At 65.4% G+C, this 26,467-nt stretch carries 25 protein-coding genes; 16 read left to right on the forward strand and 9 right to left on the reverse strand.

The window, feature by feature from the left end; translation table 11 throughout:
- The first annotated feature begins 133 nt into the window (after positions 1–133).
- From folD to ACYQ2U_RS02010, 5 genes are all read left to right on the forward strand, one after another.
- On the forward strand, positions 134–994 hold the full coding sequence (gene folD, locus ACYQ2U_RS01990) for a bifunctional methylenetetrahydrofolate dehydrogenase/methenyltetrahydrofolate cyclohydrolase FolD (RefSeq protein WP_459948656.1): 861 nt from the start codon (positions 134–136) through the stop codon (positions 992–994).
- Positions 991–1,488 carry a 5-(carboxyamino)imidazole ribonucleotide mutase gene (gene purE, locus ACYQ2U_RS01995; protein ID WP_459948657.1) on the forward strand — a complete coding sequence of 166 codons (498 nt, stop codon included), beginning with the start codon at positions 991–993 and terminating at the stop codon, positions 1,486–1,488. The genes folD and purE overlap by 4 nt, the downstream gene beginning before the upstream one ends.
- Before the next feature lie 63 nt (positions 1,489–1,551).
- On the forward strand, positions 1,552–2,697 hold the full coding sequence (locus ACYQ2U_RS02000; RefSeq protein WP_459948658.1) for a 5-(carboxyamino)imidazole ribonucleotide synthase: 1,146 nt from the start codon (positions 1,552–1,554) through the stop codon (positions 2,695–2,697).
- Positions 2,698–2,753: 56 nt separating this feature from the next.
- Positions 2,754–2,957, forward strand: a complete 204-nt coding sequence (locus ACYQ2U_RS02005) for a tautomerase family protein (protein ID WP_459948659.1) — start codon at positions 2,754–2,756, stop codon at positions 2,955–2,957.
- A 2-nt stretch (positions 2,958–2,959) separates the two neighbouring features.
- Positions 2,960–3,958 carry an L-threonylcarbamoyladenylate synthase gene (locus tag ACYQ2U_RS02010; RefSeq protein WP_459948660.1) on the forward strand — a complete coding sequence of 333 codons (999 nt, stop codon included), beginning with the start codon at positions 2,960–2,962 and terminating at the stop codon, positions 3,956–3,958.
- A gap of 46 nt (positions 3,959–4,004) precedes the next feature.
- On the opposite strand, the gene gcvA is transcribed toward ACYQ2U_RS02010, so the two are convergent.
- On the reverse strand, positions 4,005–4,892 hold the full coding sequence (gene gcvA / locus ACYQ2U_RS02015; RefSeq protein WP_459948661.1) for a transcriptional regulator GcvA: 888 nt from the start codon (positions 4,890–4,892) through the stop codon (positions 4,005–4,007).
- Positions 4,893–4,989: 97 nt separating this feature from the next.
- On the opposite strand from gcvA, the gene ACYQ2U_RS02020 reads away from it, so the two are divergent.
- Positions 4,990–5,871: a DMT family transporter gene (locus tag ACYQ2U_RS02020; protein WP_459948662.1), complete on the forward strand. Its 882-nt coding sequence runs from the start codon at positions 4,990–4,992 to the stop codon at positions 5,869–5,871.
- On the opposite strand, the gene ACYQ2U_RS02025 is transcribed toward ACYQ2U_RS02020, so the two are convergent.
- Complete coding sequence (locus ACYQ2U_RS02025; protein ID WP_459948663.1) at positions 5,868–6,311, reverse strand: RrF2 family transcriptional regulator; 444 nt, start codon at positions 6,309–6,311, stop codon at positions 5,868–5,870. The two genes, ACYQ2U_RS02020 and ACYQ2U_RS02025, sit on opposite strands and share 4 nt — an antisense overlap.
- Positions 6,312–6,416: 105 nt before the next feature.
- Between ACYQ2U_RS02025 and ACYQ2U_RS02030 the strand changes: the two genes are divergently transcribed.
- The gene (locus tag ACYQ2U_RS02030) at positions 6,417–7,604 is read left to right on the forward strand and encodes an NnrS family protein (protein ID WP_459948664.1); all 1,188 of its coding nucleotides are present in this window, start codon (positions 6,417–6,419) and stop codon (positions 7,602–7,604) included.
- A gap of 20 nt (positions 7,605–7,624) precedes the next feature.
- Here ACYQ2U_RS02030 and ACYQ2U_RS02035 read toward each other — a convergent pair whose 3' ends face one another.
- Complete coding sequence (locus ACYQ2U_RS02035) at positions 7,625–8,071, reverse strand: hypothetical protein (protein ID WP_459948665.1); 447 nt, start codon at positions 8,069–8,071, stop codon at positions 7,625–7,627.
- 320 nt (positions 8,072–8,391) lie between these two features.
- Between ACYQ2U_RS02035 and alaS the strand changes: the two genes are divergently transcribed.
- Positions 8,392–11,019, forward strand: coding sequence for an alanine--tRNA ligase (gene alaS, locus ACYQ2U_RS02040; protein ID WP_459948666.1), 2,628 nt, complete (start codon positions 8,392–8,394; stop codon positions 11,017–11,019).
- A 71-nt stretch (positions 11,020–11,090) separates the two neighbouring features.
- Positions 11,091–11,609 (forward strand): NUDIX domain-containing protein, encoded by a 519-nt coding sequence (locus ACYQ2U_RS02045; protein ID WP_459948667.1) that lies wholly within the window; start codon positions 11,091–11,093, stop codon positions 11,607–11,609.
- A 45-nt stretch (positions 11,610–11,654) separates the two neighbouring features.
- On the opposite strand, the gene ACYQ2U_RS02050 is transcribed toward ACYQ2U_RS02045, so the two are convergent.
- Positions 11,655–13,463, reverse strand: a complete 1,809-nt coding sequence (locus ACYQ2U_RS02050) for a glutamine--tRNA ligase/YqeY domain fusion protein (RefSeq protein WP_459948668.1) — start codon at positions 13,461–13,463, stop codon at positions 11,655–11,657.
- Between the two features lie 104 nt (positions 13,464–13,567).
- On the opposite strand from ACYQ2U_RS02050, the gene ACYQ2U_RS02055 reads away from it, so the two are divergent.
- The 3 genes from ACYQ2U_RS02055 to gap all read left to right on the forward strand — a co-directional run bounded on the left by ACYQ2U_RS02055 (position 13,568) and on the right by gap (position 17,220).
- Positions 13,568–14,038: an SRPBCC family protein gene (locus ACYQ2U_RS02055; RefSeq protein ID WP_459948669.1), complete on the forward strand. Its 471-nt coding sequence runs from the start codon at positions 13,568–13,570 to the stop codon at positions 14,036–14,038.
- Between the two features lie 129 nt (positions 14,039–14,167).
- Complete coding sequence (gene tkt, locus ACYQ2U_RS02060; RefSeq protein ID WP_459948670.1) at positions 14,168–16,150, forward strand: transketolase; 1,983 nt, start codon at positions 14,168–14,170, stop codon at positions 16,148–16,150.
- A 41-nt stretch (positions 16,151–16,191) separates the two neighbouring features.
- The gene (gene gap, locus ACYQ2U_RS02065; RefSeq protein WP_459948671.1) at positions 16,192–17,220 is read left to right on the forward strand and encodes a type I glyceraldehyde-3-phosphate dehydrogenase; all 1,029 of its coding nucleotides are present in this window, start codon (positions 16,192–16,194) and stop codon (positions 17,218–17,220) included.
- A gap of 277 nt (positions 17,221–17,497) precedes the next feature.
- Here the strand turns inward: gap and ACYQ2U_RS02070 are convergent, their stop codons facing one another.
- Positions 17,498–18,058, reverse strand: coding sequence for a hypothetical protein (locus tag ACYQ2U_RS02070; RefSeq protein WP_459948672.1), 561 nt, complete (start codon positions 18,056–18,058; stop codon positions 17,498–17,500).
- Positions 18,059–18,335: 277 nt separating this feature from the next.
- Here ACYQ2U_RS02070 and ACYQ2U_RS02075 point away from each other — a divergent pair, with 277 nt between their 5' ends.
- The 4 genes from ACYQ2U_RS02075 (at position 18,336) to fba (ending at position 23,321) form a co-directional block, all read left to right on the forward strand.
- A complete protein-coding gene (locus ACYQ2U_RS02075; RefSeq protein WP_459948673.1) occupies positions 18,336–19,394 on the forward strand; it encodes a type I glyceraldehyde-3-phosphate dehydrogenase in 1,059 nt (352 codons plus the stop codon).
- Between the two features lie 42 nt (positions 19,395–19,436).
- A complete protein-coding gene (locus tag ACYQ2U_RS02080; RefSeq protein ID WP_459948674.1) occupies positions 19,437–20,621 on the forward strand; it encodes a phosphoglycerate kinase in 1,185 nt (394 codons plus the stop codon).
- 156 nt (positions 20,622–20,777) lie between these two features.
- Positions 20,778–22,232, forward strand: a complete 1,455-nt coding sequence (gene pyk, locus ACYQ2U_RS02085) for a pyruvate kinase (protein ID WP_459948675.1) — start codon at positions 20,778–20,780, stop codon at positions 22,230–22,232.
- 24 nt (positions 22,233–22,256) lie between these two features.
- Complete coding sequence (fba, locus tag ACYQ2U_RS02090; RefSeq protein ID WP_459948676.1) at positions 22,257–23,321, forward strand: class II fructose-bisphosphate aldolase; 1,065 nt, start codon at positions 22,257–22,259, stop codon at positions 23,319–23,321.
- 382 nt (positions 23,322–23,703) lie between these two features.
- On the opposite strand, the gene ACYQ2U_RS02095 is transcribed toward fba, so the two are convergent.
- From ACYQ2U_RS02095 to ACYQ2U_RS02110, 4 genes are all read right to left on the reverse strand, one after another.
- A complete protein-coding gene (locus ACYQ2U_RS02095) occupies positions 23,704–24,084 on the reverse strand; it encodes a rhodanese-like domain-containing protein (RefSeq protein WP_459948677.1) in 381 nt (126 codons plus the stop codon).
- Between the two features lie 55 nt (positions 24,085–24,139).
- On the reverse strand, positions 24,140–24,307 hold the full coding sequence (locus ACYQ2U_RS02100; RefSeq protein ID WP_459948678.1) for a DUF3149 domain-containing protein: 168 nt from the start codon (positions 24,305–24,307) through the stop codon (positions 24,140–24,142).
- Between the two features lie 86 nt (positions 24,308–24,393).
- Positions 24,394–25,794, reverse strand: a complete 1,401-nt coding sequence (ccoG, locus tag ACYQ2U_RS02105) for a cytochrome c oxidase accessory protein CcoG (RefSeq protein ID WP_459948679.1) — start codon at positions 25,792–25,794, stop codon at positions 24,394–24,396.
- A complete protein-coding gene (locus ACYQ2U_RS02110) occupies positions 25,791–26,456 on the reverse strand; it encodes an MBL fold metallo-hydrolase (protein ID WP_459948680.1) in 666 nt (221 codons plus the stop codon). The genes ccoG and ACYQ2U_RS02110 overlap by 4 nt, the downstream gene beginning before the upstream one ends.
- Positions 26,457–26,467 lie beyond the last annotated feature (11 nt).

Below are 26,467 nucleotides of genomic sequence, written 5' to 3' on the forward strand. Positions count from 1 at the left end.
TACCCCTTTAGGTTGCCCAACCCATGGGAAACCGGGGGCCGGTGCCCACAGGCGGCGGCGATTAATGGCCGTAAATATGGACGTAGACCGCGTGAATGCGGATAATTCGCCCCTTTTCCATTCCGGGATTCCCATGACTGCCCGACTGATCGATGGCAATGCCCTGGCGGCAAAAATCCGCGGCGAACTGGCCGGCCGCACCGAGGCCCTCAAGACCCGAGGCGTCACCCCCTGCCTGGCGGTGATCCTGGTGGGGGAAGACCCCGCCTCCGCCGTCTATGTGCGCAACAAGGTGGCCGCCTGTGAAAAGGCCGGCGTGCGCTCCCTCAAGGACACCTACGCCAAGGACGTGGACCCCGCCGTGGTCTTCGCCCGTATCGCCGAACTCAACGCCGATCCCGCCGTGCACGGCATCCTGGTGCAGCTGCCCCTGCCCAAGCATTTCGACGCCGACGCCATCCTCGAGGCCATCGCCCCGGAAAAGGACGTGGACGGCTTCCACGCGGAAAACGTGGGCGCCCTGATGCAGGGCCAGCCCCGCTTCATTCCCTGCACACCCTACGGCGTCATGAAAATGCTGGACTCCGTGGACGCCCCGCTGAAGGGCGCCGAGGCGGTCATCGTCGGCCGTAGCAACATCGTCGGCAAGCCCATGGCCATGCTCCTGCTGCAAGCCGGCTGCACCGTCACCGTCTGCCATTCCCAGACCCGTGACCTGGAGTTCCACACCCAGCGCGCCGACATCCTGGTGGCCGCCGTGGGCCGGCCCAAGATGATCACCGGCGACATGATCAAGCCCGGTGCCGTGGTCATCGACGTGGGCATCAACCGCCTGCCCGACGGCAAGCTGTGCGGCGACGTGGATTTCGATTCCTGCGCCGCCGTGGCCTCGGCCATCACCCCGGTGCCGGGCGGTGTCGGTCCCATGACCATCACCATGCTGCTCGCCAACACCCTCGAGTCCGCCGAGCGGGCCGCCAAGGAAAAAGCATGAGCCAACAGACCACGCCCCTGGTCGGCATCGTCATGGGTTCCGACTCCGACTGGCCCACCATGCAGGCCGCCGCCAAGGTGTTGCAGGAATTCGGCGTGCCCTTCGAGGCCCGCGTCGTTTCCGCCCACCGCACGCCTGATCTGATGTTCGAGTACGCCGAAACCGCCCGTCCCCGCGGCCTGCGCGCCATCATCGCCGGTGCCGGCGGTGCCGCCCACCTGCCGGGCATGGTGGCGGCCAAGACCATCGTTCCCGTGCTCGGCGTGCCGGTGCAGTCCAAGGCCCTGTCCGGCCAGGACTCCCTACTCTCCATCGTGCAGATGCCCAAGGGCATTCCCGTCGCCACCTTCGCCATCGGCGAGGCCGGCGCCGCCAACGCGGGTCTTGCCGCCGTGGCCATCCTCGCCACCACCGACGAGGCCCTGGCGGAAAAACTGCTCGCCTTCCGCCAGGCCCAGACCGAGAAGGTGCTGGCCATGCAACTGACGCTCTAACCCGATGCCGGGAGCGCGGCCAAGCGCCCGCCCCGGCCCTTCATCATTGCCGTGACGACTTCCATGATCCTTCCTCCCGCCACCCTCGGCATGCTCGGCGGCGGCCAACTGGGCCGCTTTTTCGTGATGGCCGCCCACGAGATGGGCTACCGGGTCGTGGTCCTCGATCCGGATGCCAACAGCCCCGCCGGCAAGATCGCCGACCGCCACCTGCTGGCTGCCTACGACGACCAGGATGCCCTCAACGCCCTGGCGGAGACCTGCGCCGCCGTCACCACCGAGTTCGAGAACGTGCCCGCCGCCTCCCTGGCCTATCTGGCCAAGTTCGTGCCGGTCCGGCCCGGTGCCGAGGCGGTGGCGATCTGCCAGCAGCGCATGAAGGAAAAGGCCTTTCTCAAGGCCAACGGCTTTCCCCACGCCCCCTACGCCGAGATCCACAGCGAAGCCGACGTGAAGGGCGTCGACGCGGCCCTCTTCCCCGGCATCCTCAAGGTGGCCCGCTTCGGCTACGACGGCAAGGGCCAGGCCCGGGTCGGCAACCGGGACGAAGCCCTGGCCGCCTTCCAGCAGTTCAAGGGCGAGGCCTGCGTCCTGGAGGCCATGCTGCCCCTGGACTACGAAGTGTCCGTGGTGCTGGCCCGCTCCGCCAGCGGCGAGATCAAGTACTTCCCCGTTGCCGAAAATCAGCACAGTCGCGGCATCCTCGACGTGTCCATCGTGCCGGCCCGCGCCAGTGCCTGCATGATGGGCGACGCCCAGGAAGTCGCCGCCCGCGTGGCGGAAAAGATGGGCTACATCGGCACCCTGGGCGTGGAGTTCTTCGTCAGCCGCGGCCAGTTGTTCGTGAACGAAATGGCGCCCCGGCCCCACAACTCCGGCCACTACACCCTCGACGCCTGCGTCACCGACCAGTTCGAGCAGCAGGTGCGCGCCCTCTGCGACCTGCCCCTGGGCGACGCCTCGGCCCACAGCGCCGCCGTGATGGTGAACATCCTCGGCGACATCTGGTATCTGGACGATCCCCAACACGCCAAGGAACCGGACTGGAGCCGCTTGTTCACCGTGCCCAACCTCAAGCTGCACCTCTACGGCAAGCACCACGCCAGGCCCGGCCGGAAAATGGGCCACTTCACCGTGATCGGCAAGGACCCGGTCCAGGTACAGCAATCGGCCCTGGTGGCGCGCAAGATCATCGGCATCGGCGACTGAGCCGTGCCGTCATTCGCGTCTTTGCGCGTTCATCCCGTCCGCAGAAGGAGTCGTCGATGCCCTACGTGAACATCCAGATCACCGCCGGCGCCAGCCGCGAGCAAAAAGCCCGCTTGGTGCAGGAAGTGACCGATTCCCTGCAACGCATCCTCGGCAAGAAGCCGGAACACACCCACGTCGTCATCCAGGAAATCACCGAGGACAACTGGGGCTATGCCGGCTTGCTGACCGACGACTGGAAAAAGCAGCAGACGGAATAAGCATGAACCTGGGCGACGACATCACCCGCGCGGCGCAACTGCTGGCGGCCGGCGAACTGGTGGGCATGCCCACCGAAACGGTGTACGGCCTCGCCGCCGACGCCGCCAATCCGGCCGCCGTGGCCAGGATTTTTGCCGCCAAGGGCCGTCCCGCCGATCATCCGCTGATCGTGCACATCGCCGGGGCGGACCAGCTACCGCGCTGGGCACGGGACATTCCCGACGCCGCCTACCGTCTGGCGGCGGCCTTCTGGCCCGGCCCCCTGACCCTGATCCTCCAGCGCCAGCCCGACGTGGCCGACGCCGTCACCGGCGGCCAGGACACCGTCGGCCTGCGCGTGCCCAACCATCCCCTGGCCCTGGAACTGCTGCGCGCCTTCCGCGCCGGCGGCGGCAGCGGCGCGGTGGCGGCGCCCTCGGCCAACCGCTTCGGTCGCATCAGCCCCACCAGCGCCGAGCATGTGCGCCAGGACCTGGGAGAGCGCGTGTCCCTGGTGCTGGACGGCGGCCCCTGCCAGGTGGGCATCGAATCCACCATCGTCGATCTTTCCCGTGGCGCCCCGGTGATCCTGCGCCCCGGCGCCATCACCGCCGAGGACGTGGCGCGGGTGCTGGCTGCGCCGGTGGCGGGGGCGACTCCCCCATCCACGCCGACCCCCGCTCCCCGGGTGTCCGGCTCCCTCGCCGCCCACTACGCGCCAAGGACCCCCCTGCGCCTGGTGCCGGCGGCAAGCTTGCAGGATGAGGTGAATGCGGCCCTGGCCGCGGGCACGTGCGCCGTGTTGTCCTTCCAGGCACTGGCGCCCCGTCATGGGCTGAGCCACTACCCCGCCAGTCACACGGCGGCCGGCTACGCCCACGACCTCTATCGCGCCTTGCGCATCCTGGACGCCGCCGGTGCCAGCACCATCCTGGTGGAAGCCCTGCCCGAGGGCGCCGAATGGCAAGCCGTGGCCGACCGCCTCGGCCGTGCCGCCTGCGGTTCCGGCGAGAGCGACTGACGCTGCGCTGTCATCTCCGTTCCCGCAGGGGCGGAAGCTTCACCGATCAATCCTTTTCTGCTTCCGCCAGCAGCCACTGGCGGAAGGCGGCGATGCGCGGTCGCTCGACGCGATCTGGCGGGCAGACCAGGTGGTAGCTGCTTTCCAGGGGGCTGTCGGCGAAGGGGGCCAGCAGGCGGCCGCTGGCCAGTTCCTCGCTGACCAGGGTGCGCCAGACCAGGGCGGCGCCGAGGCCGGCGAGGGCGGCCTCGATCACCAGATTGGCATCACCGAATTCCCTTACCTTGACCGGGCCGGCGAGGGCGACGCCGGCGCTTTTCAGCCAGGCGTTCCAGTCGGGAAAACTCGGGTCCCAGCCCATGGCCGTGTTGTGCAGCAGGGTCACGTTGAGCAGATCCTCCGGGCGGTGCAGGTTGGCCGCCAGGCGTGGATGGACCACCGCCACCACGGTCTCGCTGCGCAGTCGCTCCACGTGCAGGCCCGGATAGCGGCCACTGCCGTAGCGCACCGCCAGGTCCACGTCCTCCCGGTCGAAATCCACCAGTCGGGTGGAGGCCAGCAGGCGTAGCTCGATGTCGGGATGCTTGGCCTGGAAGCCTTCCAGGCGCGGGATTAACCAGCGGGAGGCGAAGGAGGGCGGGGTGGACAGCACCAGGGGGCGGGCTTCGCCGCAGCGGATCAAGCCGGCGGCCTGATCCAGGGTCTGGAAGGCGTTGCGGATCAGGGGCAGGGCCGCCAGGGCCCGCTCGGTCAGGGCCAGGGTCGGCGCCCGCAGGAACAGGGGGTGTTGCAACTGTTCCTCCAGCAGCTTGATTTGCTGGCTGATGGCGGCGGGGGTGACGTGCAACTCCTCGGCGGCCTTGGCGAAGGACAGGTGCCGCGCTGCCGCTTCGAAGGCCCGTAGGGCGCGCAGGGAAGGCAATTTTTCAAACATTAGTTTTTCTAAGTATCTGGATAAAAATTATCGTTTGATGGTGCTCAGTGTCAATGACAGTATCTCCTTGTCTTAAGTTTTTGTGAAGGAGAGCGCGATGGGCGGACGACTGGTGTACGGCTGGGTGGCCTTGGCCGCCGTGTTGTGGGGAGCGAACTTCAATTTGTCCAAGCCCATCGTGGCCGAGATGTCGCCCCTGACCGCCGCCGCGGCGCGGTTCCTCATCGCGGCCTTGCTCATGGTGGTCCTGGTGCTGATCCAGGGCCAGCGCCTGCCGCTGCGGCGCCATGCCAAGCCCTATGCCCTGCTGGGCCTGGTGGGCATCGGCGGCTTCAACCTGCTGTTCTTTTTCGGCATGCAAAGCACCTCGGCGGTGAACGGCGCCCTGATCATGGCGTCCAATCCCCTGGTCACCACGCTGCTGGCTTTCCTGCTGTTGGGCGAGCGGCCCACGCGGCGCCACTGGCTGGCCTTCCCCTTCGCCATGGCCGGTGTCGCCTTTGTTCTGCTGGGGGGCGGCCAGGGCTTGCGTTTGGCGATGGGCGATTGGCTGATGCTGGGGGCGAACCTGTCCTGGGCCTTGTACAACGTTCTGGCCAAGCGCTGGATGCCCAAGGACGTGCCCGGTCTGGCCAACACCGCCGGCGTCATGGTGGCGGGGGCGGTGGTGCTGACCCTGGCGGCCGTGGCCTGCGATGCTCCGCCGTCCCTGCCGGGCGCCACGGCGCTGGAGGCCCTGCTGACCATGGCCGTGGCCGGTAGCGTGCTCGCTTACCTGTTCTGGAACGCGGGCCTGGCCCAGCTCGGCGCCGGACGCACTTCCCTGTTTTTGAATCTGGTGCCGGTGTCCGCCATGATCATCGCCGCCCTGGGCGGCCAACCGCCCAGCCCGGTGCAGTTGTTCGGCGGCCTGGTAGTGCTGGCGGCGGTGACCGCCGCCCTGCTGCCCGCGCGGCAGCTCGCCGTGGCGCGGGCTTAGACCGGGACGACCTGCATCAGCCGCAGGGTCTGCGGCTGGCGCACCAGGTCGGCCAGGGTGGTTTCGTCCAGGGTGGTGATGAAGGCCCGCAGGGCCTTGTGCAGGGTGGCCTTCAATTTGCAAGCCGGTCCCAACAAACAGTTGTGTTCCTCGCCGAAGCATTCCACCAGGGCCATGGTGGGCTCCATCCGGCTCACCACCTCGCCGATGCGGATTTGCTCCGCCGCCCGGGCCAGGCGCAGGCCGCCGCCCTTGCCGCGTACGCCCTCGACGTAACCTTCCCGCACCAGCTTGTTCACCACCTTCATCAGGTGGCTGCGGGAAATGTCGAACAGCGCCGAGATGCCGGCGATGGTGCTGCGGGCGTCGCTGCGCTCCTGGTTGGCGGCCACGTAGATGAGAACGCGCAGGGCGTAGTCGGTGTGCTGGGTGATGTACATGGCGCGATTATAGGAGGGCGGTGATTAAAGATGTATTTTTGTTGACTCTTTTAAAGCGTCATTATAGATTCATCTTATCTTTTGTTCCCGTGATCCATCGTCGCCATGAATACCCTTCTTTCCATCGAGGAACCCACGCCCCGCGGCCCCAGCTGGCAGGCCTTCCTGGCCATGGCTTTCCGTCCCTTCTATCTGCTCGGCGCCCTCCAGGCGGCGCTCTTCGTCCTGCTCTGGGCCTTCGGCTACGCCGGCACCGAGACGCTGCCTGGCATGTACTGGCACGGCCACGAAATGATCTGGGGCTTCGCCGGCGCCATCATCGTCGGCTTCCTCCACACCGCCGTAGCCAATTGGACCGGCCAGCCACCGGTGCACGGTGGCGAGTTGGCCGCCCTGGTGCTGCTCTGGCTGGCGGCCCGTATTGCCGGCTTCTGGCCCGGCCTGCCGGGGGCGGTGGAAGCCCTGCTCAACACGGCCTTCCTCTTGCTGGCGGCGGTGTACATGGCCCGTTCCCTGTGGCGGGTACGGCAGAGTCAAAACTATTTCGTGCCCCTGTTGTTGGTGGGCTTTGCCGCCAGTCACCTGACCTTCCACCTCTCCCTGGAAGGCCGCATCGGCGCCGACCCGCGCACGGTGCTGCACACCGGCGTGCTGGTGGTGGCGGCGGTGATCTTCTTCATGGGCATGCGCATCCTGTCCTTTTTCACCAGCCGGGCCGTCATGGGCCAGCAGGTGGTGAATCCGGGCTGGTTGATGGCGGCGGTGATCCTGTTGCCCCTGCTGTTGGCCCTGGGCCTGCCCCTCGGCTTGCCGGCACCCCTGCTGGCCGCGCTAGGCCTGGCGGCGGCGGGACTCAACGCCTGGTCGCTGCTGCGCTGGTGGGACAAACGCGCCCTGCAACACCCCATGCTGTGGGTGCTCTACGCCGGCTACGCCTGCACCACCGTGGGCGTGGGGCTCTATGGCTTCGCTCTGGCCGCCTGGCCGGCGGGGCTTTCCGCCGCCCTCCATTGCGTCACCGTGGGAGGAATCGGCTTGCTGACCCTGGGCATGATGACCCGCACCGCCCTCGGCCACACCGGTCGCATGTTGGTGCTACCCAAGTCCATGGTGGTGGCCTACGGCTTCATGCTCGCCGCCACCGTGCTGCGCTTGGCGGCGGCGCTGATCCCCGGCTTTTACAGTGGCGGCATCCACGCCTCGTCCCTCTGCTTCGCCATCGGCTTCGGCCTGTTCGCCTGGCAGTACGGTCCCTGGCTGATTCGGCCCCGGGCCGACGGTCGGCCCGGTTAGTTTGCCGGGTGTGGCCGCACTCAGCCTGCCTGCTGGACGGTTTCCGTTGCGCTGGGCTTCCGCCATAAGCGCCAGAGCTTGCGGATGAGCCAGGCGAGGACGTACCAACTCGCCAGCGCCAGCAGCAGGATCGCCAGGAAGAGGCTGCCAGCGATGATGCCATCCGTATCCATACCCATGGACATGACCAAGACGGCCAGCCCGCCTTGGCCGATGATGGCGCTCCAGCGGGCCAGAATCTGGAATGGATGATCGGCTTGATCGCTGACCTTTTTGATGAAACGCAGGGCGTGCAACAGCAGCGATAGGGCAAACCCCAATCCCGCGGTAATCAGCGCCGAGTCGGCATAAGGCTGGGAATCGAAGAATTCGCTGTTCATCTCGATGGCGGCATAGGCAGCCGGCGGCAGCAACAGCACGAGGCATTGTTTCCAAAACGAAGGGCGGGCGTAGGACGGAATGTTCATGGGGGTGGTCTATCTATGTCAGTGTGAGTCAGCAACCGATCTGGTGCTTTTCCAACCGGTGGATATCTCCCACAGCGTCAAACAGGAAGACATTGCCGCCGGACTGGATAGGCTGATCTTAACCTTGCTGCGATCATGGTGAGCATTGTCGCTGACGCTGGAACAGGCGCTTGATCAGCGCTATCGCCCGTCCGACCCTCATTCATCCGGGCGGCGTGGCCCTTAGGGTTCGATTGAAATTCACCCAGTAATCCATCGCGGCTTTTACCTAGCTTGTTCGCGTAAAATCGCGCTTTTCCCCTTTTTCGGCTTCGTCTTCCATGAAAAGCGCAGAAATCCGCCAGAAGTTCCTCGACTTTTTCGCCTCCAAGGGCCACCAGATCGTGGCGTCCAGTTCCCTGGTGCCCCATGACGACCCGACCCTGTTGTTCACCAACGCGGGGATGAACCAGTTCAAGGACGTCTTCCTCGGCTTCGACAAGCGCAGCTACACCCGCGCCACCACGTCGCAAAAGTGCGTGCGCGCCGGCGGCAAGCACAACGATTTGGAGAACGTGGGCTACACCGCCCGCCACCACACCTTCTTCGAAATGCTGGGCAATTTCAGCTTCGGCGACTATTTCAAGCGCGATGCCATCACCTACGCCTGGGAACTGCTGACCGTCGTCTTCAAGATCCCCAAGGAAAAGCTGATGGTCACGGTGTACGCCGAGGACGATGAGGCCTACGACATTTGGCACAAGGAAGTGGGCGTGCCCGCCGAGAAGATCGTGCGCATCGGCGACAACAAGGGCGCCCGTTATGCCAGCGACAATTTCTGGATGATGGGCGACACCGGCCCTTGCGGTCCCTGCACCGAAATCTTCTACGACCACGGTCCCCAGCATTGGGGCGGCCCTCCGGGATCCCCCGAGGAAGACGGCGACCGCTTCATCGAGATCTGGAACAACGTGTTCATGCAGTTCAACCGGGACGAGCAGGGCGTCATGCACAAGCTGCCCAAGCCCAGCGTGGATACCGGCATGGGCCTGGAGCGCATCTCCGCCGTGTTGCAGGGCGTGCATGCCAACTACGAGATCGACCTGTTCCAGAACCTGATCAAGGCCGCCGCCCGCGAGACTTCCGACGCGGACATGAACAGCCCCTCCTTGAAGGTGCTGGCTGACCACATCCGCGCTTGTTCCTTCCTCATTGCCGACGGCGTGATCCCCGGTAACGAAGGTCGCGGCTACGTGCTGCGTCGGATCATCCGCCGCGCCATCCGCCACGGTTACAAGCTGGGCGCCCGGGCGGCCTTCTTCCACAAGATGGTGGCCGATCTAGTGGTCGAGATGGGCGATGCCTACCCCGAGCTCAAGGCCGGTCAGCAACGCGTGACCGAGGTGTTGAAGCAGGAAGAGGATCGTTTCTTTGCCACCATCGAACACGGCATGGCGATTCTGGAAGCCGACCTGGCCGAGATGGCCAAGAGCGGCAACAAGGTGTTCAACGGCGATACCGCCTTCAAACTCCACGACACCTACGGCTTCCCCCTCGACCTGACCGCCGACGTCTGCCGCGAACACGGCGTGACGGTGGACACCGCCGCCTTTGACGCTGCCATGGCCAAGCAGAAGGAACAGGCCCGCGCAGCAGGCAAGTTCAAGATGGCCGCCAATCTGGAATACGACGGCAAGGCCACCACCTTCCACGGTTACGACAAGCTGGAAACCAAGGCCACCGTGCTGGCCCTGTACAAGGACGGCGCCCCGGTGCAGCAGCTCAACGAGGGCGATCTGGGCGTGGTGGTACTGGATGACACCCCCTTCTACGCCGAATCCGGCGGCCAGGTGGGCGACCAGGGCGAACTGAAGGGCAACGGTCTCTTTGGCGTGGAAGACACCCTGAAGATTCAAGCCACCGTCTTCGGCCACCACGGCGTGATGAAGACCGGCGTGCTCAAGGTGGGCGATAGCGTCGCCGCCAAGGTGGACGCCCAGGCCCGCGCCCGCACCATGCGCAACCACTCCGCCACCCACTTGCTGCACAAGGCCCTGCGGGAAGTGCTGGGCGACCACGTGCAGCAAAAGGGTTCGCAAGTGGATGCGGACAAGACCCGCTTCGACTTTGCCCACACCCAGGCCATGAGCGATGAGGAAATCCGCCGCGTCGAAGCCATCGTCAATGCCGAAATCCTCGCCAACAGCGCCACCGACGCTTCCGTCATGGCCCTGGAAGACGCCCAGAAGACCGGCGCCATGATGCTCTTCGGCGAGAAGTACGGCGACGAAGTGCGGGTGCTGACCATCGGCTCGTCCAAGGAACTCTGCGGCGGTACCCACGTCGCCCGCACCGGCGACATCGGCCTGCTCAAGGTGACGGCGGAAAGTGGCGTGGCTGCCGGCGTGCGCCGGATTGAAGCCGTCACCGGCGACAACGCCCTGCACTATGTACAGGCCCTGTCCATGGAACTGGACGAGGTGGCTTGCGAGCTGGGCTTCCAATCCGCTTCCGGCGATGTGATGGTGCAGAAAGTGCGCTCCTTGCAGGACCACGCCCGCAGCCTGGAAAAGGAACTGGCTCGCTTGAAGAGCAAGCTGGCCGCCGCCCAGGGCGACGATCTGGTGAGCCAGGTGGTCGAGGTCAAGGGTACCAAGGTGCTGTCCGCCATGCTGGAAGGCGCTGACGTCACCGCCCTGCGGGAAACCATGGACAAGCTGAAGAACACCCTCAAGTCCGCTGTGGTGCTGCTGGCCTCGGTGAACGACGGCAAGGTCAGCCTGATTGCCGGCGTGACCAGCGACCTCACCGGCAAGGTGAAGGCCGGCGAACTGGTGAACTTCGTCGCCCAGCAGGTGGGCGGCAAGGGCGGCGGTCGTCCCGACATGGCCCAGGCCGGCGGTACCGACGGCGCCGCATTGCCGGGCGCCATGGCCTCGGTGCAGGGCTGGGTGGAAGCCAAGCTGTAAGGCGCCTCGCCGTCGCCACGCGCAAGGCCCGCGAGGTTTCCCCTGGCGGGCCTTTGTCTTTGGAGAACCGAATGTATTTTTGCCCCCACTGCGCCCAGCCCCTGGTGGCGCGGACTTTCGAGGAACGGCCCTATCTGGCCTGTCCCGATGCCGCTTGCGGTTTCGTCCATTGGGACAACCCGGTGCCGGTGGTGATGGCCGTCGTCGAATACCTGGCGCCCGGCGAGACGGAGGGTCGCATTCTGCTGGCCCGCAACCGGGCCTGGGCCGAGGGCACGCTGGGCCTGATCGCCGGTTACCTGGAAAAGGGCGAGTGGCCCGAGGCCGCGGCAGTGCGCGAACTGCGGGAGGAGACCGGCCTGGTGGCGGAAACCGCGGCGCTGATCGGCAACTATTTTTTCGAGCGCAAGAACCAGGTGCTGCTGGCCTACCACCTACGGGCCGGGGGCGAGATCCGGCTCAACGAGGAACTGGCCGAGTACCGCCTGTTTGCGCCCGACGCCGTGCCGCCCCTGCCCACCGCCATCGGTCGCATCATGGCCGACTGGTTGCGGCGGCGTTACGGGCTCGACTATCTGCCCGCACCATGAAAAACGGGGCCATTGGCCCCGTTTCTTATGGCCAGCCGCGAGGGCTTATTTGCCCTTGGCCCAGGAGTCCTTGAGGGTCACGGCGCGGTTGAACACCGGGGCGCCGGTCTTGGAGTCCTTGCGGTCGGCGACGAAGTAGCCGTGGCGCTCGAACTGGAAGCGGTCCTCGGCGACGGCCTCCTTAAGGGAGGGCTCCAGCTGGGCGGTGATGACCTGCTTGGCGTTGGGATTGATGTCGTCGAGGAAATCCCGTTCCACGCCCTCGGCATCGCCTTCGCGGCGGGCGCCGGGGGCGGGCACGGCGAACAGGCGGTCGTAGAGGCGCACTTCGCTCTGGTAGGCATGGCGGGCAGAGACCCAGTGGATGTTGCCCTTCACCTTGTAGTTGTCGGCGCCGGGGGTGCCGGACTTGGAGTCGGGTTGCAACTCGGCATGGACGGCGGTGATGTTGCCGTTGGCGTCCTTGTCGCAGCCGACGCACTTGATGACGAAGCCGTAGCGCAGCCGTACCAGGTTGCCGGGGAAGAGGCGGAAGAAGCCCTTGGGCGGAGTTTCGACGAAGTCTTCCCGCTCAATCCAGAGTTCCCGGCTGAAGGGAATGGGACGCTTGCCCAGTTCGGGCTTTTGCGGGTGATTGGGGGCTTCGCAGAGTTCCTCGTGGTCCTCGGCGACGTTGTCGAGGATCAGCTTGACCGGGTCGAGCACGGCGATGCGGCGCGGCGCGGACTCGTTGAGGGTCTCGCGCATGCAATCTTCCAGCACGCTCATGTCGATCAGGGAATCGGACTTGGTGACGCCGATGCGTTCGGCGAAAAGCTGGAAGCCCTCGGCGGTGAAGCCGCGACGGCGGGCGCCGACCAGGGTCGGCATGCGCGGATCGTCCCAGCCTTCGACGTGCTTTTCTTCCACCAGTTGGATCAGCTTGCGCTTGGACAGCACCACATAGGTCAGGTTGAGGCGGGAGAACTCGTACTGCTTGGGCAGGGGCCGGGCCAGCAGGCCGCAGTCGGCGATGCGTTCCAGAATCCAGTCGTAGAAGGGGCGCTGATCCTCGAACTCCAGGGTACAGATGGAGTGGGTGATGTTCTCCAGGGCATCCTCAATCGGGTGCGCGTAGGTGTACATCGGATAGACGCAGAACTGGTTGCCGGTGCGGTGGTGCTCGGCGTGGCGGATGCGGAAGATGGCCGGGTCGCGCAGGTTGATGTTGGGCGAGGCCATGTCGATCTTGGCCCGCAGGATGTGGGCGCCGTCGGGGAACTCGCCGGCCTGCATGCGCTTGAACAGGTCCAGGTTCTCGGCGGGACTGCGGTCACGGTAGGGGCTGTTCTTGCCGGGCTCGGTGAGGGTGCCGCGGTTGGCACGCATCTCCTCGGCGCTCTGGCTGTCCACGTAGGCGTGGCCGGCCTGGATCAGGGCCTCGGCGGCCTGCACCATGAAGCCGAAATAGTCGGAGGCGTGGAACAGATGGCTTTGGCCGAAGGCGTTCCAGCCACAACCCAACCATTTCACGGAATCGAGGATGGCATCCACGTACTCCTGCTCTTCCTTCTCCGGGTTGGTGTCGTCGAAGCGCATGTGGCAGACGCCGCCGTAGTCCCGGGCCAGGCCGAAGTTGAGCAGAATGGACTTGGCGTGACCGAAGTGCAGGTAGCCGTTGGGCTCCGGCGGGAAGCGGGTACGGATCTTGGCCGGGTCGGGCTGCCCCGCCTGCTGCTCCGGGCCGGAGGCGGGCTTGCCGCACCAGCGGCGGCTGGCGTTGGTGCCCTGGGCCAGGTCGTTCTCGACGATGTGGCGCAGGAAGTTGGCGGGCTTGTGGTCGGCGTTGTTATGGGAAGCGGCGGAGTCGGCCATGGTATCCGGCAATGGGGTTGTGAATGGGGTTGTGCAAGGGGTCGATTCTACCGGCCCCGGAAGGAGACGGGCATAATGGGCGATCTTACTTTTGTCGTGCATCCATGCGGTTTGAACACCTGATCGAAATCAACGATCCCTCTATCCCCTTCCTGCCGGCCTTGAGCCGCCGCCAGTTGTGGCAGGGCCTGATGTGGCGGGTGGAGGATTCCCGCGAGTTTCTGCCCGGTCTGGACGAATGCCGCATCCTGCAACGGGAGGCGGGGGCCGTGGAGCGCCTGCTGCGCTGGGGCGAGGTCGAGGTGCTGGACCGGGTCACCTTCGCCGAGGAGGACTGGGTCTGCTTCGACAGCCGTCCCACCGCCCACCACGCCGGCGGCAAGCTCACCATCACCATCGAGGAGCCCGAGCCGGAGCGCCTGTTCCTCCGGTTTGTGTACGAAATCGCCTTTGCCGTGGGGCACGAGAGCGAGGACGCCGGCTACGCCGACTACCTGCGCCAGGCCTACGAGGCCGCCGGCATCGACACCGTGCAGCGCATCCGCGAACTGGCCAGCGGCGTCCGCCGCCATTGAGCCCCGGGGAGGGCGAAAATCCCTCCGATAAAACAAGCCTCTAGGCAAGACACCCCGGTTTCGCCGATAATTGCGGGCTTTCTTCCCTCGCGGAAGTCGTCAGTTTCAAACCAGCCGAAAGCAGCCCTCGTGTTCACTCAAATCACCGGCGCCATCCGCGCCCTGGCCATGGATGCCGTGCAAAAGGCAAATTCCGGCCACCCCGGCGCCCCCATGGGCATGGCCGAAATCGCCCAAGTTCTCTGGATCAACCACCTGCGCCACAACCCGGCCAACCCCCATTGGGCCAACCGGGACCGCTTCGTGTTGTCCAACGGCCACGGCTCCATGCTGCTCTACGCCCTGCTGCACCTGACCGGCTACGACCTGTCCATCGACGACCTGAAGAACTTCCGCCAACTGCATTCCAAGACCCCGGGCCACCCCGAGTACGGCTACGCCCCCGGCATCGAGACCACCACCGGTCCCCTCGGCCAGGGCATCAGCAACGCCGTGGGCATGGCCCTGGCGGAAAAGCTGCTGGCCAATGAATTCAACCGGCCCGGCCACGACATCGTGGACCACCACACCTACGCCTTCCTCGGCGACGGCTGCCTGATGGAGGGCATTTCCCACGAAGTCTGTTCCCTGGCCGGCACCTGGGGCCTGGGCAAGCTGATCGCCTTCTGGGACGACAACGGTATTTCCATCGACGGTCACGTCACCGGCTGGTTCACCGAGAACATTCCCGAGCGCTTCCACGCCTACGGCTGGCAGGTGATCCGCAACGTAGACGGCCACAACACCGAAGCCCTGGAGGCCGCGATCCGCGAGGCCCGTTCCGACCAGACCCGGCCCACCCTGATCTGCTGCAAGACCACCATCGGTCTCGGCGCCCCCAACAAGCAGGGCAGCCACGACGTGCACGGCGCCCCCCTGGGCGATGCCGAAATCGCCGCCGCCCGCGCCCACATCGGCTGGAACCACGCCCCCTTCGAGATCCCCGCCGACGTGTACGCCGCCTGGGACGCCAAGGCCAAGGGCGCCGCCGCCGAGGGCGAGTGGAACCAGAAGTTCGCCGCCTACGCCGCCGCCTTCCCCGAACTGGCCGCCGAGTTCAAGCGCCGCATGGCCGGCGACCTGCCCGGCGACTGGAAGTCCCACGTGGATGCCGTGCTGGCTAAGCTCAACGACAAGGCCGAAACCATCGCCACCCGCAAGGCCAGCCAGAACAGCATCGAAGCATTCGCCCCCAAGCTGCCCGAGCTGCTGGGCGGCTCCGCCGACCTGACCGGCTCCAACCTGACCAACTGGTCCGGTTCCAAGAGCGTGACTAAGGAAGGCAAGGGCAACTACATCCACTACGGCGTGCGCGAATTCGGCATGGCCGCCATCATGAACGGCATTGCTCTGCACGGCGGTTTCATCCCCTACGGCGGCACCTTCCTGATGTTCTCGGAATACGCCCGCAACGCCATCCGCATGTCGGCCCTGATGAAGCAGCGGGTGATCTACGTGTTCACCCACGACTCCATCGGCCTCGGCGAAGACGGTCCCACCCACCAGCCGGTGGAGCAGATCTCCAGCCTGCGTCTGGTGCCCAACCTGGACACCTGGCGTCCCTGCGATACGGTGGAATCCGCCGTGGCCTGGGCCGCCTCCATCGACAAGCGCAGCGGTCCCGCCGCCCTCTGTTTCTCCCGCCAGAACCTGCCCTTCGTCGCCCGCGACGCCGCCACCCAGGCCAACATCGCCAAGGGTGGCTACGTCATCAGCGAAGCCAAGGGTCAAGCCAAGCTGATCCTGATCGCCACTGGTTCCGAAGTGGACCTGGCCTTGAAGGCCCAGGCCAAGCTGGCCGAGGAAGGTATCGCCGCCCGCGTCGTGTCCATGCCCTGTAGCAACGTCTTCGACCGCCAGGACGCCGCCTACAAGGCCAGCGTGCTGACCAAGGGCCTGCCCCGCCTCGCCATCGAGGCCGGCGTGTCCGACTTCTGGCGCAAGTACGTCGGCCTGGAGGGTGCCGTCATCGGCGTCGACCGCTTTGGCGAGTCGGCCCCCGCCGGCCAGCTGTTCAAGGAATTCGGCTTCACCGTGGACAACGTTGTCGCCACGGCCAAAGGCTTGCTCTGACCCCGCCCTGATCACCACATAAATAACCTGGAGAAGACACCATGACCATCAAGGTTGCCATCAACGGTTTCGGTCGCATCGGCCGTTGCACCCTGCGCGCCATCTACGAACAGGGCTTGCAGAACGAGTTCGACGTGGTTGCCATCAACGCCTCCGGCGATCTGGCCACCAACGCCCACCTGCTGCGCTACGACACCACCCATGGCCGTTTCGCCACCTCCGTCGAAACCGAGGGCGAGAACACCATCATCATCGATGGCAAGAAGATTCCCTTCTACTCCACCAAGAATCCCAAGGATATCGACTGGTCCAAGCACGGCGTGGAAATCCTGCTGGAATGCACCGGCGCCTACACCACCAAGGAAAAGGCCCAGGCCCTGCTGGCCCAAGGCGCCAAGCGCGTGCTGATCTCCGCCCCCGGCGGTGACGACGTGGACACCACCATCGTCATGGGCGTCAACGAGGGTGACCTCAAGGCCAGCCACAGCGTGGTTTCCAACGCCTCCTGCACCACCAACTGCCTGGCCCCCGTGGCCAAGGTGCTGGCCGAGACCATCGGCATCAAGCAGGGCCTGATGACCACCATCCACGCCGTGACCAACGACCAGGTGACCGTGGACGTGCGCCACAAGGACCTGCGCCGCGCCCGTGCCGCCTTCGACAACATCATCCCCACCAAGACCGGTGCCGCCAAGGCCGTGGGTCTGGTGCTGCCCCAGTTGAAGGGCAAGTTCGACGGCTTCTCCCTGCGGGTGCCCACCCTCAACGTCTCCCTGGTGGATCTGACCTTCACCTCCGAGCGCGCCACCACCAAGGAAGAAATCAACGAGCTGATGACCCAGGCCGCCAACGGTCCCCTCAAGGGCATCCTGGCGGTGAACAACGAGCCCCTGGTGTCCTCCGACTTCAACCACACCACCGTCTCCTCCACCTTCGACGCCACCCAGACCCGCGTCATCAAGGGCGAGGATGGCTCTACCCTGGTCAAGGTGCTGGCCTGGTACGACAACGAATGGGGTTACTCCTGCCGCATGCTGGACGCCGCCCGGGCCTGGAAGAACGCCAAGTAATTTTCGGTCTTCGCCCAAAGAAAAACCGCCAGGCTCGCCTGGCGGTTTTTTTTATTGGAATCTGTTTGGCTTGCCGTCTTCCCAGCTCCGGCATTCACCCCTCACCCTATCCCTCTCCCGCAAGGGGAGAGGGGACCTGCTGTAAAGATCGTTGCAAGAACTCTCCCTCTCCCCGTGTGGGAGAGGGCCGGGGTGAGGGGAAGCAACATCCGGCATGGCGATGTTGTCCGCCAAGTTGGCAACGCCCTTTTCATGCCCCGCGCCGAAACGCCGGGGTTCAGGCCTCGCTGCTGGAGGACTGCGCGCCGGGGGCGGAGGCGGCCAGGACGGCCGCCAGTTGCTGGGCCAGCACGTCGTTGCCGGGGTCGGCGAACAGGCCGCTCGTGGCCTGGGTGCTGCTGCCGTGGTTGCCCAGGGCTGCGAGGGTGGCGTCGTCCGCCTTGCCTTCTTCTTGGCCCAGCAGGCGCTCCTTGATGCGGCGACCGATCTCGGCCTCGATGGCATCGTGCTGTTCTGGCGGCAGGGCGGCCAACTCCTCCTCGCTCAAGCCCATTTCCTTGAGGATGGCGTCCCGCATGTGCTCGATCGGGGTTTTTTTCATGTAGTCGCGGAACTCGGCCAGCACGCTTTCGTATTCCTGCTGTGCCGCTTCCTTCTTTTTCTCGGCAGCGGTTTTCACCACGTTCATGGACGTGGCGGTGCCGTTGGCCACGCCGTTGTTGGCCAGGGTCTGGGACGCCTTGGCCAGGATGGCGCCGAACGCCGTCTCGCTGCCTTGGTCGCTGCTGCCGCTCAGGCTGGACAGGGTGCCGCTGTTGTAACGGGTATTGATCTGCATGGAGGGCCTCCGGACGAAATAAGCGTTGACGCCGTGCAATTCGCATACCAGACCGAGCCCGCCCGCCCCGGTGGCGCCTGAGACCCTGTGCCCTGAGGCTTGCCGTCTGGTGGCCGGTGCAGTGATCGATCCGGTAGCCGGTCCGGTCGGGCAGGCAGGTCCCGTCGGGCCTGCAATTTTTGCCGCCCGCCGTGGCGGCAGGCCTCCGCCCAAAACTGCGGTTTTGCCGCCGCAACCCTGTAAAATCACGGGCTTCAACCATTTTTCACTGGCCTCCGTGTCCGGCTCACCTCGCCCCTTCCGTCTTGCCATCAACGGCTATGGCCGTATCGGGCGCTGCTTTCTGCGCGCCTTGCAGGAATCGGCCCTGGGCAACCGCTTCCAGGTGGTGGCCATCAACGAGCCGGCCGACCTGCCCAGCATCGTTTACCTGACCCGCTTCGACTCCACCCACGGCCGCTTTCCCGGCACCGTGGCCCAGGCCGAGGGCGGGCTGCTGATCGACGGCCGCTTCATCGCCGTCAGCCACGCCGATACCCCCGAGGCCGTGGACTGGGCCGCCCTGGACATCGACCTGGTGGTGGAATGCTCGGGCCGCTATAGCAACCGCGCCGCCCTGGCGCGCTTCATCGATGCCGGCTGTCCCCGCCTGCTGCTGTCCCACCCGGCCAACAGCGCCGAGGACGTGGACGCCACCGTGGTCTACGGCATCAACCTGAAAACCCTGCAAGGCGGCGAGCGCATCGTCTCCAACGCCTCGTGCACCACCAACGCCGTGGTGCCCATCCTCAAGCGCCTGCACGAGGCCCTGGGCATCGAGCAGGTGCTGCTCACCACCCTGCACTCGGTGATGAACGACCAGCCCCTGATCGACGGCTACCACCACACCGACCTGCGCCGCACCCGCTCCGCCATGCAGTCCATCATTCCCGTCTCCACCGGCCTCGCCCGGGGCGTGGAGCGGTTGCTGCCGGAACTCAAGGGGCGGGTCCAGGCCAAGGCGATCCGGGTGCCCACCCTCAACGTTTCCGCCATCGACCTGGTGTTGCAGGTGGGGCGCGAGGTGACGGCGGACGACATCAACACCCTGCTGTGCGAGGCCGCCGCCGGCCCCTTGAAGGGCCTGGTGGCCTGTTCCCACGAACCCCACGCCTCGGTGGACTTCAACCACGACCCCCATTCCGCCATCGTCGATGCCGGCCAGACCCGAGTCTTCGGCAGCCCGGGCGGACCGCGCCTGGTGAACCTGATGGTCTGGTTCGACAACGAATGGGGCTTTGCCAACCGCCTGGTGGAAGTGGCTCACCACTGGCTGTCCACGGCGAAGCCCGTCTAGTTTTCATTTTTTCCACGATCCGATCCCGCAAGGAACCTCATCATGAAAGTGCTCAAGCTCAGTGACCTCGACCTCAAAGGCAAGCGCGTCTTCATCCGCGCCGACTTGAACGTGCCCCAGGACGAAAAGGGCAGCATCACCGAGGACACCCGCATCCGCGCTTCCGTGCCCGGCATCAAGCTGGCCCTGGAGCAGGGCGCCGCCGTCATGGTCACTTCCCACCTGGGCCGCCCCGCCGAGGGCGCCCTGACCCCCGAGGATTCCCTGGCTCCCGTCGCTCACCGCCTGGCCGAACTGTTGGGCTGCAAGGTGCCCCTGATCGACAACTGGGTGGACGGCGGTTTTGAAGTGGCCCCCGGCCACGTGGTGCTGCTGGAAAACTGTCGCGGCAACAAGGGCGAAAAGAAGAACAGCGACGAGCTGGCGCAAAAAATGGCCAAGCTCTGCGACGTCTATGTGAACGACGCCTTCGGCACCGCCCACCGCGCCGAGGCCACGACCCACGGCATGGCCAAGTACGCCCCCGTGGCCTGTGCCGGTCCCCTGCTGGCGGCGGAACTGGACGCCCTGTCCCGCGCCCTGGAAAACCCCAAGCGCCCCCTGGTGGCCATCGTCGCCGGCTCCAAGGTATCCACCAAGCTCACCATCCTCAAGTCCCTGGCCGAGAAGGTGGACCAACTGATCGTCGGCGGCGGCATCGCCAACACCTTCATGGTGGCCGACGACCTGCCCATCGGCAATTCCCTGGCCGAGCTGGACCTGGTGGAAGAAGCCCGCAACATCATGGACGTGATGGACAAGCGCGGCGCCTCCGTGCCCATCCCCGAGGACGTGGTGGTCGCCAACGAACTTTCCGCCGTGGCCCGGGCCAACCGCGTCGCCGCCAGCGACGTGGCCCCTGACGACATGATCCTCGACATCGGTCCCAAGACATCCGCCCGTCTCGCCAACATCATCGCCCACGCCGGCACCATCGTCTGGAACGGCCCCGTCGGCGTGTTCGAGATCGACCAGTTCGGCGGCGGCACCAAGATGCTGGCGGCCGCCATCGCCCATTCGCCCGCCTTCTCCATTGCCGGCGGCGGCGACACCCTGGCCGCCATCGCCAAGTACCACATCGAAAACCAGGTGGACTACATTTCCACCGGCGGCGGTGCCTTCCTCGAATTCCTCGAAGGCAAGAAACTGCCAGCCGTGGAAATCTTGGAACAACGGTTCAACGGATAAGGCTTCGCCAGGGGCTGGAGACGAGAGGCTAGGGACTAGGGAAAACCCGTGTATTTGGCGTCATTGCCTGCCGGATTTTCGCTAATTTCTTTCTCTCTTCCCCCACCCCAACTAAACTTTCCAGCCCCTAGCCCCTCAACACAAGCCCATACGACCATGACCCGCGCCACCAAGATCGTCGCCACCCTCGGTCCCGCCTCCAGCAGTCCCGACATCCTGGGTCGTCTGGTGGCCGCGGGCGTGGATGTGGTTCGCCTCAATTTTTCCCACGGCAAGCCCGAGGACCATCGGGCCCGGGTCGAGACCCTGCGCGAGGCGGCCCAGAAGCACGGCCGCACCGTGGCGGTGATGGCCGATTTGCAGGGGCCGAAGATCCGCATCGGCAAGTTCGCCGAGAACCGGATTCCCCTCGAGGCCGGCCAGTCCTTCATCCTCGACGCCGCCTGCGCGCTGGGCAATGCCGAGCGGGTGGGGCTGGACTATCCCGAACTGATCGACGACGTGCAGGCCGGTGATGTGCTGCTGCTGGACGATGGCCGGGTGGTGTTCGACATCGACCGCATCGAGGGCAGCGAAATCCATTGCGTCAATCGCCACGACGGCGAACTGTCCAACAACAAGGGCATCAACAAGCAGGGCGGCGGCTTGTCCGCCCCGGCCCTGACCGCCAAGGACATGGAGGACATCAAGACCGCCGCCAGCCTGAAGGTGGACTTCGTTGCCGTGTCCTTCCCCAAGTCCGGTGCCGACATGCGTCAGGCGCGGGAACTGCTGCACGAGGCCGGTTCCGACGCCCTGGTGGTGGCCAAGATCGAACGGGTCGAGGCGGTGCAAAACCTGGAGGACATCCTTCACGCCACCGACGGCGTGATGGTGGCCCGGGGCGACCTGGCCGTGGAAGTGGGCGACGCCGCCGTGCCGGCCCAGCAAAAGCGCATCATCCGCCTGGCCCGGGAGCACAACAAGTTCGCCATCACCGCCACCCAGATGATGGAGTCCATGATCCACAGCCCGGTGCCCACCCGCGCCGAAGTGTCCGACGTGGCCAACGCCGTGCTCGACGGCACCGACGCCGTGATGCTGTCCGCCGAGACCGCCTCCGGCGAATATCCGGTGCAGACGGTGGAAGCCATGGTGCGGGTCTGCATCGAGGCCGAGAAGACCCAGGACGTGACCCTGGACACCCACTTCCTCAACCAGGTGTTCACCCGCATCGACCAGTCCATCGCCATGGCGGCCCTGTTCACCGCCTTCCACCTCAAGGTGAAGGCCATCGCCTCCCTCACCGAGTCCGGCTCCACCGCCCTGTGGATGAGCCGCCTCAACTCCGGCGTGCCGGTGTTTGCCCTCACCCCCAGCCCCGCCACCCGCAGCCGGGTGACCATGTTCCGCGACGTCTATCCCCTGCTGATGGACTTCTCCAGCAAGGACCGGGAACACCTGCTATGGCAGGCCGAAGAGGCCCTGCTGGCCGCTGGCGTGGTGGAAGAGGGCGACCTCATCGTGCTGACCGTGGGCGAGCCCATCGGCCAGGCCGGCTGCACCAACACCCTGAAAATCGTCAAGGTGGGCGAACATCGTCCCGCCCCAACCCCCTATCTCAGCGTTTGATATTCCCATAAGGAGGAAACCCCCATGCCCATCGTCTCCATGCGCCAACTGCTGGACCACGCCGCCGAGAACGGCTACGGCCTGCCCGCTTTCAATGTGAACAACATGGAGCAGGTGTGGGCCATCATGGAAGCCGCCAACCAGGTGGACGCCCCCGTGATCATGCAGGCCAGCGCCGGCGCCCGCAAATACGCCGGCGAAGCCTTCCTGCGCCACCAGATCCTGGCCGCCCTCGAAGCCTATCCCCACATTCCCGTCGTCATGCACCAGGACCACGGCCAATCCCCCGCCGTGTGCATGGCCGCCATCAAGTCGGGCTTCTCCTCGGTGATGATGGACGGCTCCCTCGAAGCCGACGGCAAGACCGTCGCCAGCTACGAATACAACGTCGAAGTCAGCCGCAAGGTGGTCGAGTTCTCCCACGCCATCGGCGTTTCCGTCGAGGCCGAACTGGGCGTGCTCGGTTCCCTCGAAACCATGAAGGGCGACAAGGAAGACGGCCACGGCGCCGAAGGCCACATGACCCGCGAGCAACTGCTGACCGACGTGGAGCAGGCCGCCGACTTCGTCCGCCAGACCAACTGCGACGCCCTGGCCATCGCCATCGGCACCAGTCACGGCGCCTATAAGTTCACCAAGAAGCCCACCGGCGACATCCTCGCCATCGACCGCATCGCCGAAATCCACGCCCGTATCCCCAACACCCACCTGGTGATGCACGGCTCCTCCTCCGTGCCGCAAGAGCTGCTGGCCGAGATCCGCGAGTTCGGCGGCGACATGAAGGAAACCTACGGCGTGCCCGTGGAAGAGATCGTCAACGGCATCAAGCACGGCGTGCGCAAGATCAACATCGACACCGACATCCGCCTCGCCATGACCGGCGCCATCCGTCGCTACCTGTTCGAGAACCCCAGCAAGTTCGACCCCCGCGACTACCTCAAGCCCGCCCGGGAAGCCGCCAAGAAAATCTGCGTCGCCCGCTACGAAGCCTTCGGCTGCGCCGGCCAGGCCAGCAAGATCAAGGTCGTTCCCCTGGACAAGATGGCGGAACGCTACGCCAAGGGCGAGCTGAACCAGATCGTGAAGTGAACTGACTTAGTTCGGTAGGGAAGAAAAGCCAAGGGCCGCGAAAGCGGCCCTTGGCTTTTTTATCTTCCGTTCGTGCTGAGGTATCGAAGCATGAACGGACATTTCAGAAGTGGCCCAATAACCAAGACCGCGCCGGGGCGAACTCCCGGCGCGGTGTGGGTTATGCGGGGATATCAAAGTTAGCGTTCATGCTTCGATACCTCAGCACGAACGGTGAAAGGGAATGGGGCCCTTCGACTTCGCTGCGCTACGCTCAGGACGAACGGGCTGTGGAGTACGGCCCTTCGACTTCGGCATCTGTTCCGGAGCCTGTCCTGAGCTTGTCGAAGGGCTCAGGGCGAACGGTAACTAGGTTGAGCGTTGCTTCAGCGGGGCAACGCCCTTACTCAAAACTTGGCAGGCTCGTCCCTGCCACCGGCTTGCCCGCAGCCACCCAGGCATCAAATCCCCCAGCGATGGAACGGACGTGGCGGTAGCCCATGTCCTGCAAGGCGCAGGCGGCGAGGGCGGCGCGGCCGCTGGTTTTGCAATAGAGCACGATCTTGAGGTCGCGGTCGGCGTACTCGGGCAGGTTGCCGATCTTGAATTCCAGCAGGCCCCGGGAGATGTGCACGGCGCCGGGCAGGTGGCCGGCGGCGAATTCGTCGCCTTCGCGTACGTCGAGCAGCAGGTCGGCGTCGTCGATGGCGGCCTCTGCCTCGGTCAGGGGAATTTCCTGGATGCGGGTCTTGGCGGCGGCAACAAGGTCGTGGGCGGTTTTCATGGTGGGGTGGCTTTCGTCAAAGAAGGCCGGCGGCGCGGGGCCGCCGGGCGCGGGGTCAGTGCTTGGCGTTGGGCAGGGTGTTGGTGCCAGTGCCGTTGGGGGCATCGTCCTTCATGTGGCGGGTGACGTAGCCGAAGATGAATATCACCATGCCGATCATGAAGACGATGGTGAACAGGCTCAGTAGGCCGATGTCCGAGGTGAGTAGTAGGTTCCAGGCCATGATGGTCTCCAGTGCGAATGTGGCACCGCGTGCTTGGCGCGGTGTGCGACGGTTGTCGACTTTCTCTCTCTTGGGGACGTGGGGCTTTACGGCAGGAAGAAGGCCGCTTTTTCGTGGAGTTTCACCTTCGCGTTGTCCACGTCTTCCACGTCGAAGTACACCGGCTGCGAACCCTTCTTGCCGGATTCGGGCAGGGCATGCAGGGTGGCCGTGACGGACTGGGTGGACGCGGCGGGTACGCTGATGATCTGGGCCGAGGCCAGGGTCAGGGTGGGCAGGCCGCTGACGGTGACGCGGTATTGGTGGGGCAGTTCGTCGGTGTTCATCACGCGCAGGGTGTAGACGTTCTCGATCACGCCGTCCTCCACTTCGCGGGCCATGACGCCCCGGTCGCGGATGACGTCCACCTTGAGCGGCAGGCGCGCGGCGATGGCCCAGGCAGCGGCGATGACGATCAGGATCAGGATGGAGGTGTAAAGGAAGATGCGTGGACGGAAGACGTGGCCGACGATTTCCTTGGTGCTCCAGTTGTTCTGTATGGCGCGCTCGGTGGAGTAGCGGATCAGGCCACGGGGATAGCCGAGCTTGTCCATCACTTCGTCGCAGCCGTCGATACAGGCGGAACAGCCGATGCACTCGTATTGCAGGCCGTTGCGGATGTCGATGCCGGTGGGACAGACCTGGACGCAAACGCTGCAATCGACGCAGTCACCCTTGCCGGCGGCCTTGTAGTCTTCTTTCTTGGTGCGGGTGCCGCGCGGCTCGCCCCGGGCTTGGTCGTAGGTGACGATGAGGGTGTCGGGGTCGAACATCACGCTTTGGAAGCGGGCGTAGGGGCACATGTACTTGCACACCTGCTCGCGCATGAAGCCGGCCATGCCGTAGGTGGCGAAGGCGTAGAAGAAAATCCAGAAGGTCTGCCAGGGGCCGAGGCTGAAGTGGGCCAGGTCCTTGGCCAGGGTGCCGATGGGGGTGAAGTAGCCGGCAAAGGTGAAGCCGGTCCACAGGGCCACGACGATCCAGGCGGCATGCTTGGCGGCGCGGATGGCGAACTTGCGGCCGTTCATCGGCTGCTGGTCGAGCTTGAGGCGGGCGTTGCGCTCACCTTCGATCTTGCGTTCTATCCACATGAAGATTTCGGTGTAGACCGTTTGCGGACAGGCGTAGCCGCAGAACAGTCGCCCGCCGATGGCGGTGAACAGGAACAGGCTGTAGGCCGAGATGATCAGCAGGATGGCCAGGTAGAACACGTCCTGGGGCCACAGCACCAGGCCGAAGATGTAGAACTTGCGTTCCACCAGGTCGAACAGCACCGCCTGGCGACCGTTCCAGGGCAGCCAACAGAGACCGTAGAAGATCGCCTGGGTGACCCAGACCATGACCCAGCGCCATTTGGCGAACAGGCCGCTCACCGAACGGATCTGGATTTTCTTGTGCTTCTCGTACAGGGCTTGGGCTTCAACCGTGTCGGCTGCTTGTTGGCTCATGATTGCTTCTCCACAAAAACGCGATGACTGTGATTGGGCTTGCGCTGCCCTTGGGCGGCAATGAATTCGTCGCGGGTCACGCCCGCCAGATAGGGGTTGCGGCTGCGTTGCTCGCCGATGCAACTGACCATGCGCCCGGACTCGCTGCGGGCGGGATAGACCAGGGTTTCGTCGGGCAGGGTCAGCAGTTGGCGGGTGAGGCTGTCGAACAGGGTGCCCGCGTCGCTGTCGGCGCCGTCGGTGTCGCCGCAATCGTCGATGAGCAGGGTGTCGCCGGTGAAGATCCGGTCCCGCCACAGGTAGCTGACGCAACCGGCGGTGTGGCCCGGCGTCAGGCGGGCGCGAATCAACTCGTCGCCGCAGGCGATCAGGTCGCCGTGGGCGAGGCGGATGCAGTTTTGTCCCGGCGACGGTGGCTGGTTGCCGCACAGGGACGCCCCCGTGCGCGCCATCAGCCGCTCAATGCCCGGTGTCTGGCCGTCATGGCAATGGGTTAACAGGATGCGCACCAGTTGGGCCTGGATCTCGTTGAGCAGCGAGAGATAAACCGCCACTTGGGCCTCGGCCGGGTCGATGAGCACCGCTTGGCGCCGGTCCATGTCCGCCAGCAGGTAGGACAGGGTGCCCGATTCCACCGAGACGATCTGCCGGAAATAGCACATGTCGCGGCCCT

The organism is Denitratisoma sp. agr-D3, assembly GCF_054658675.1.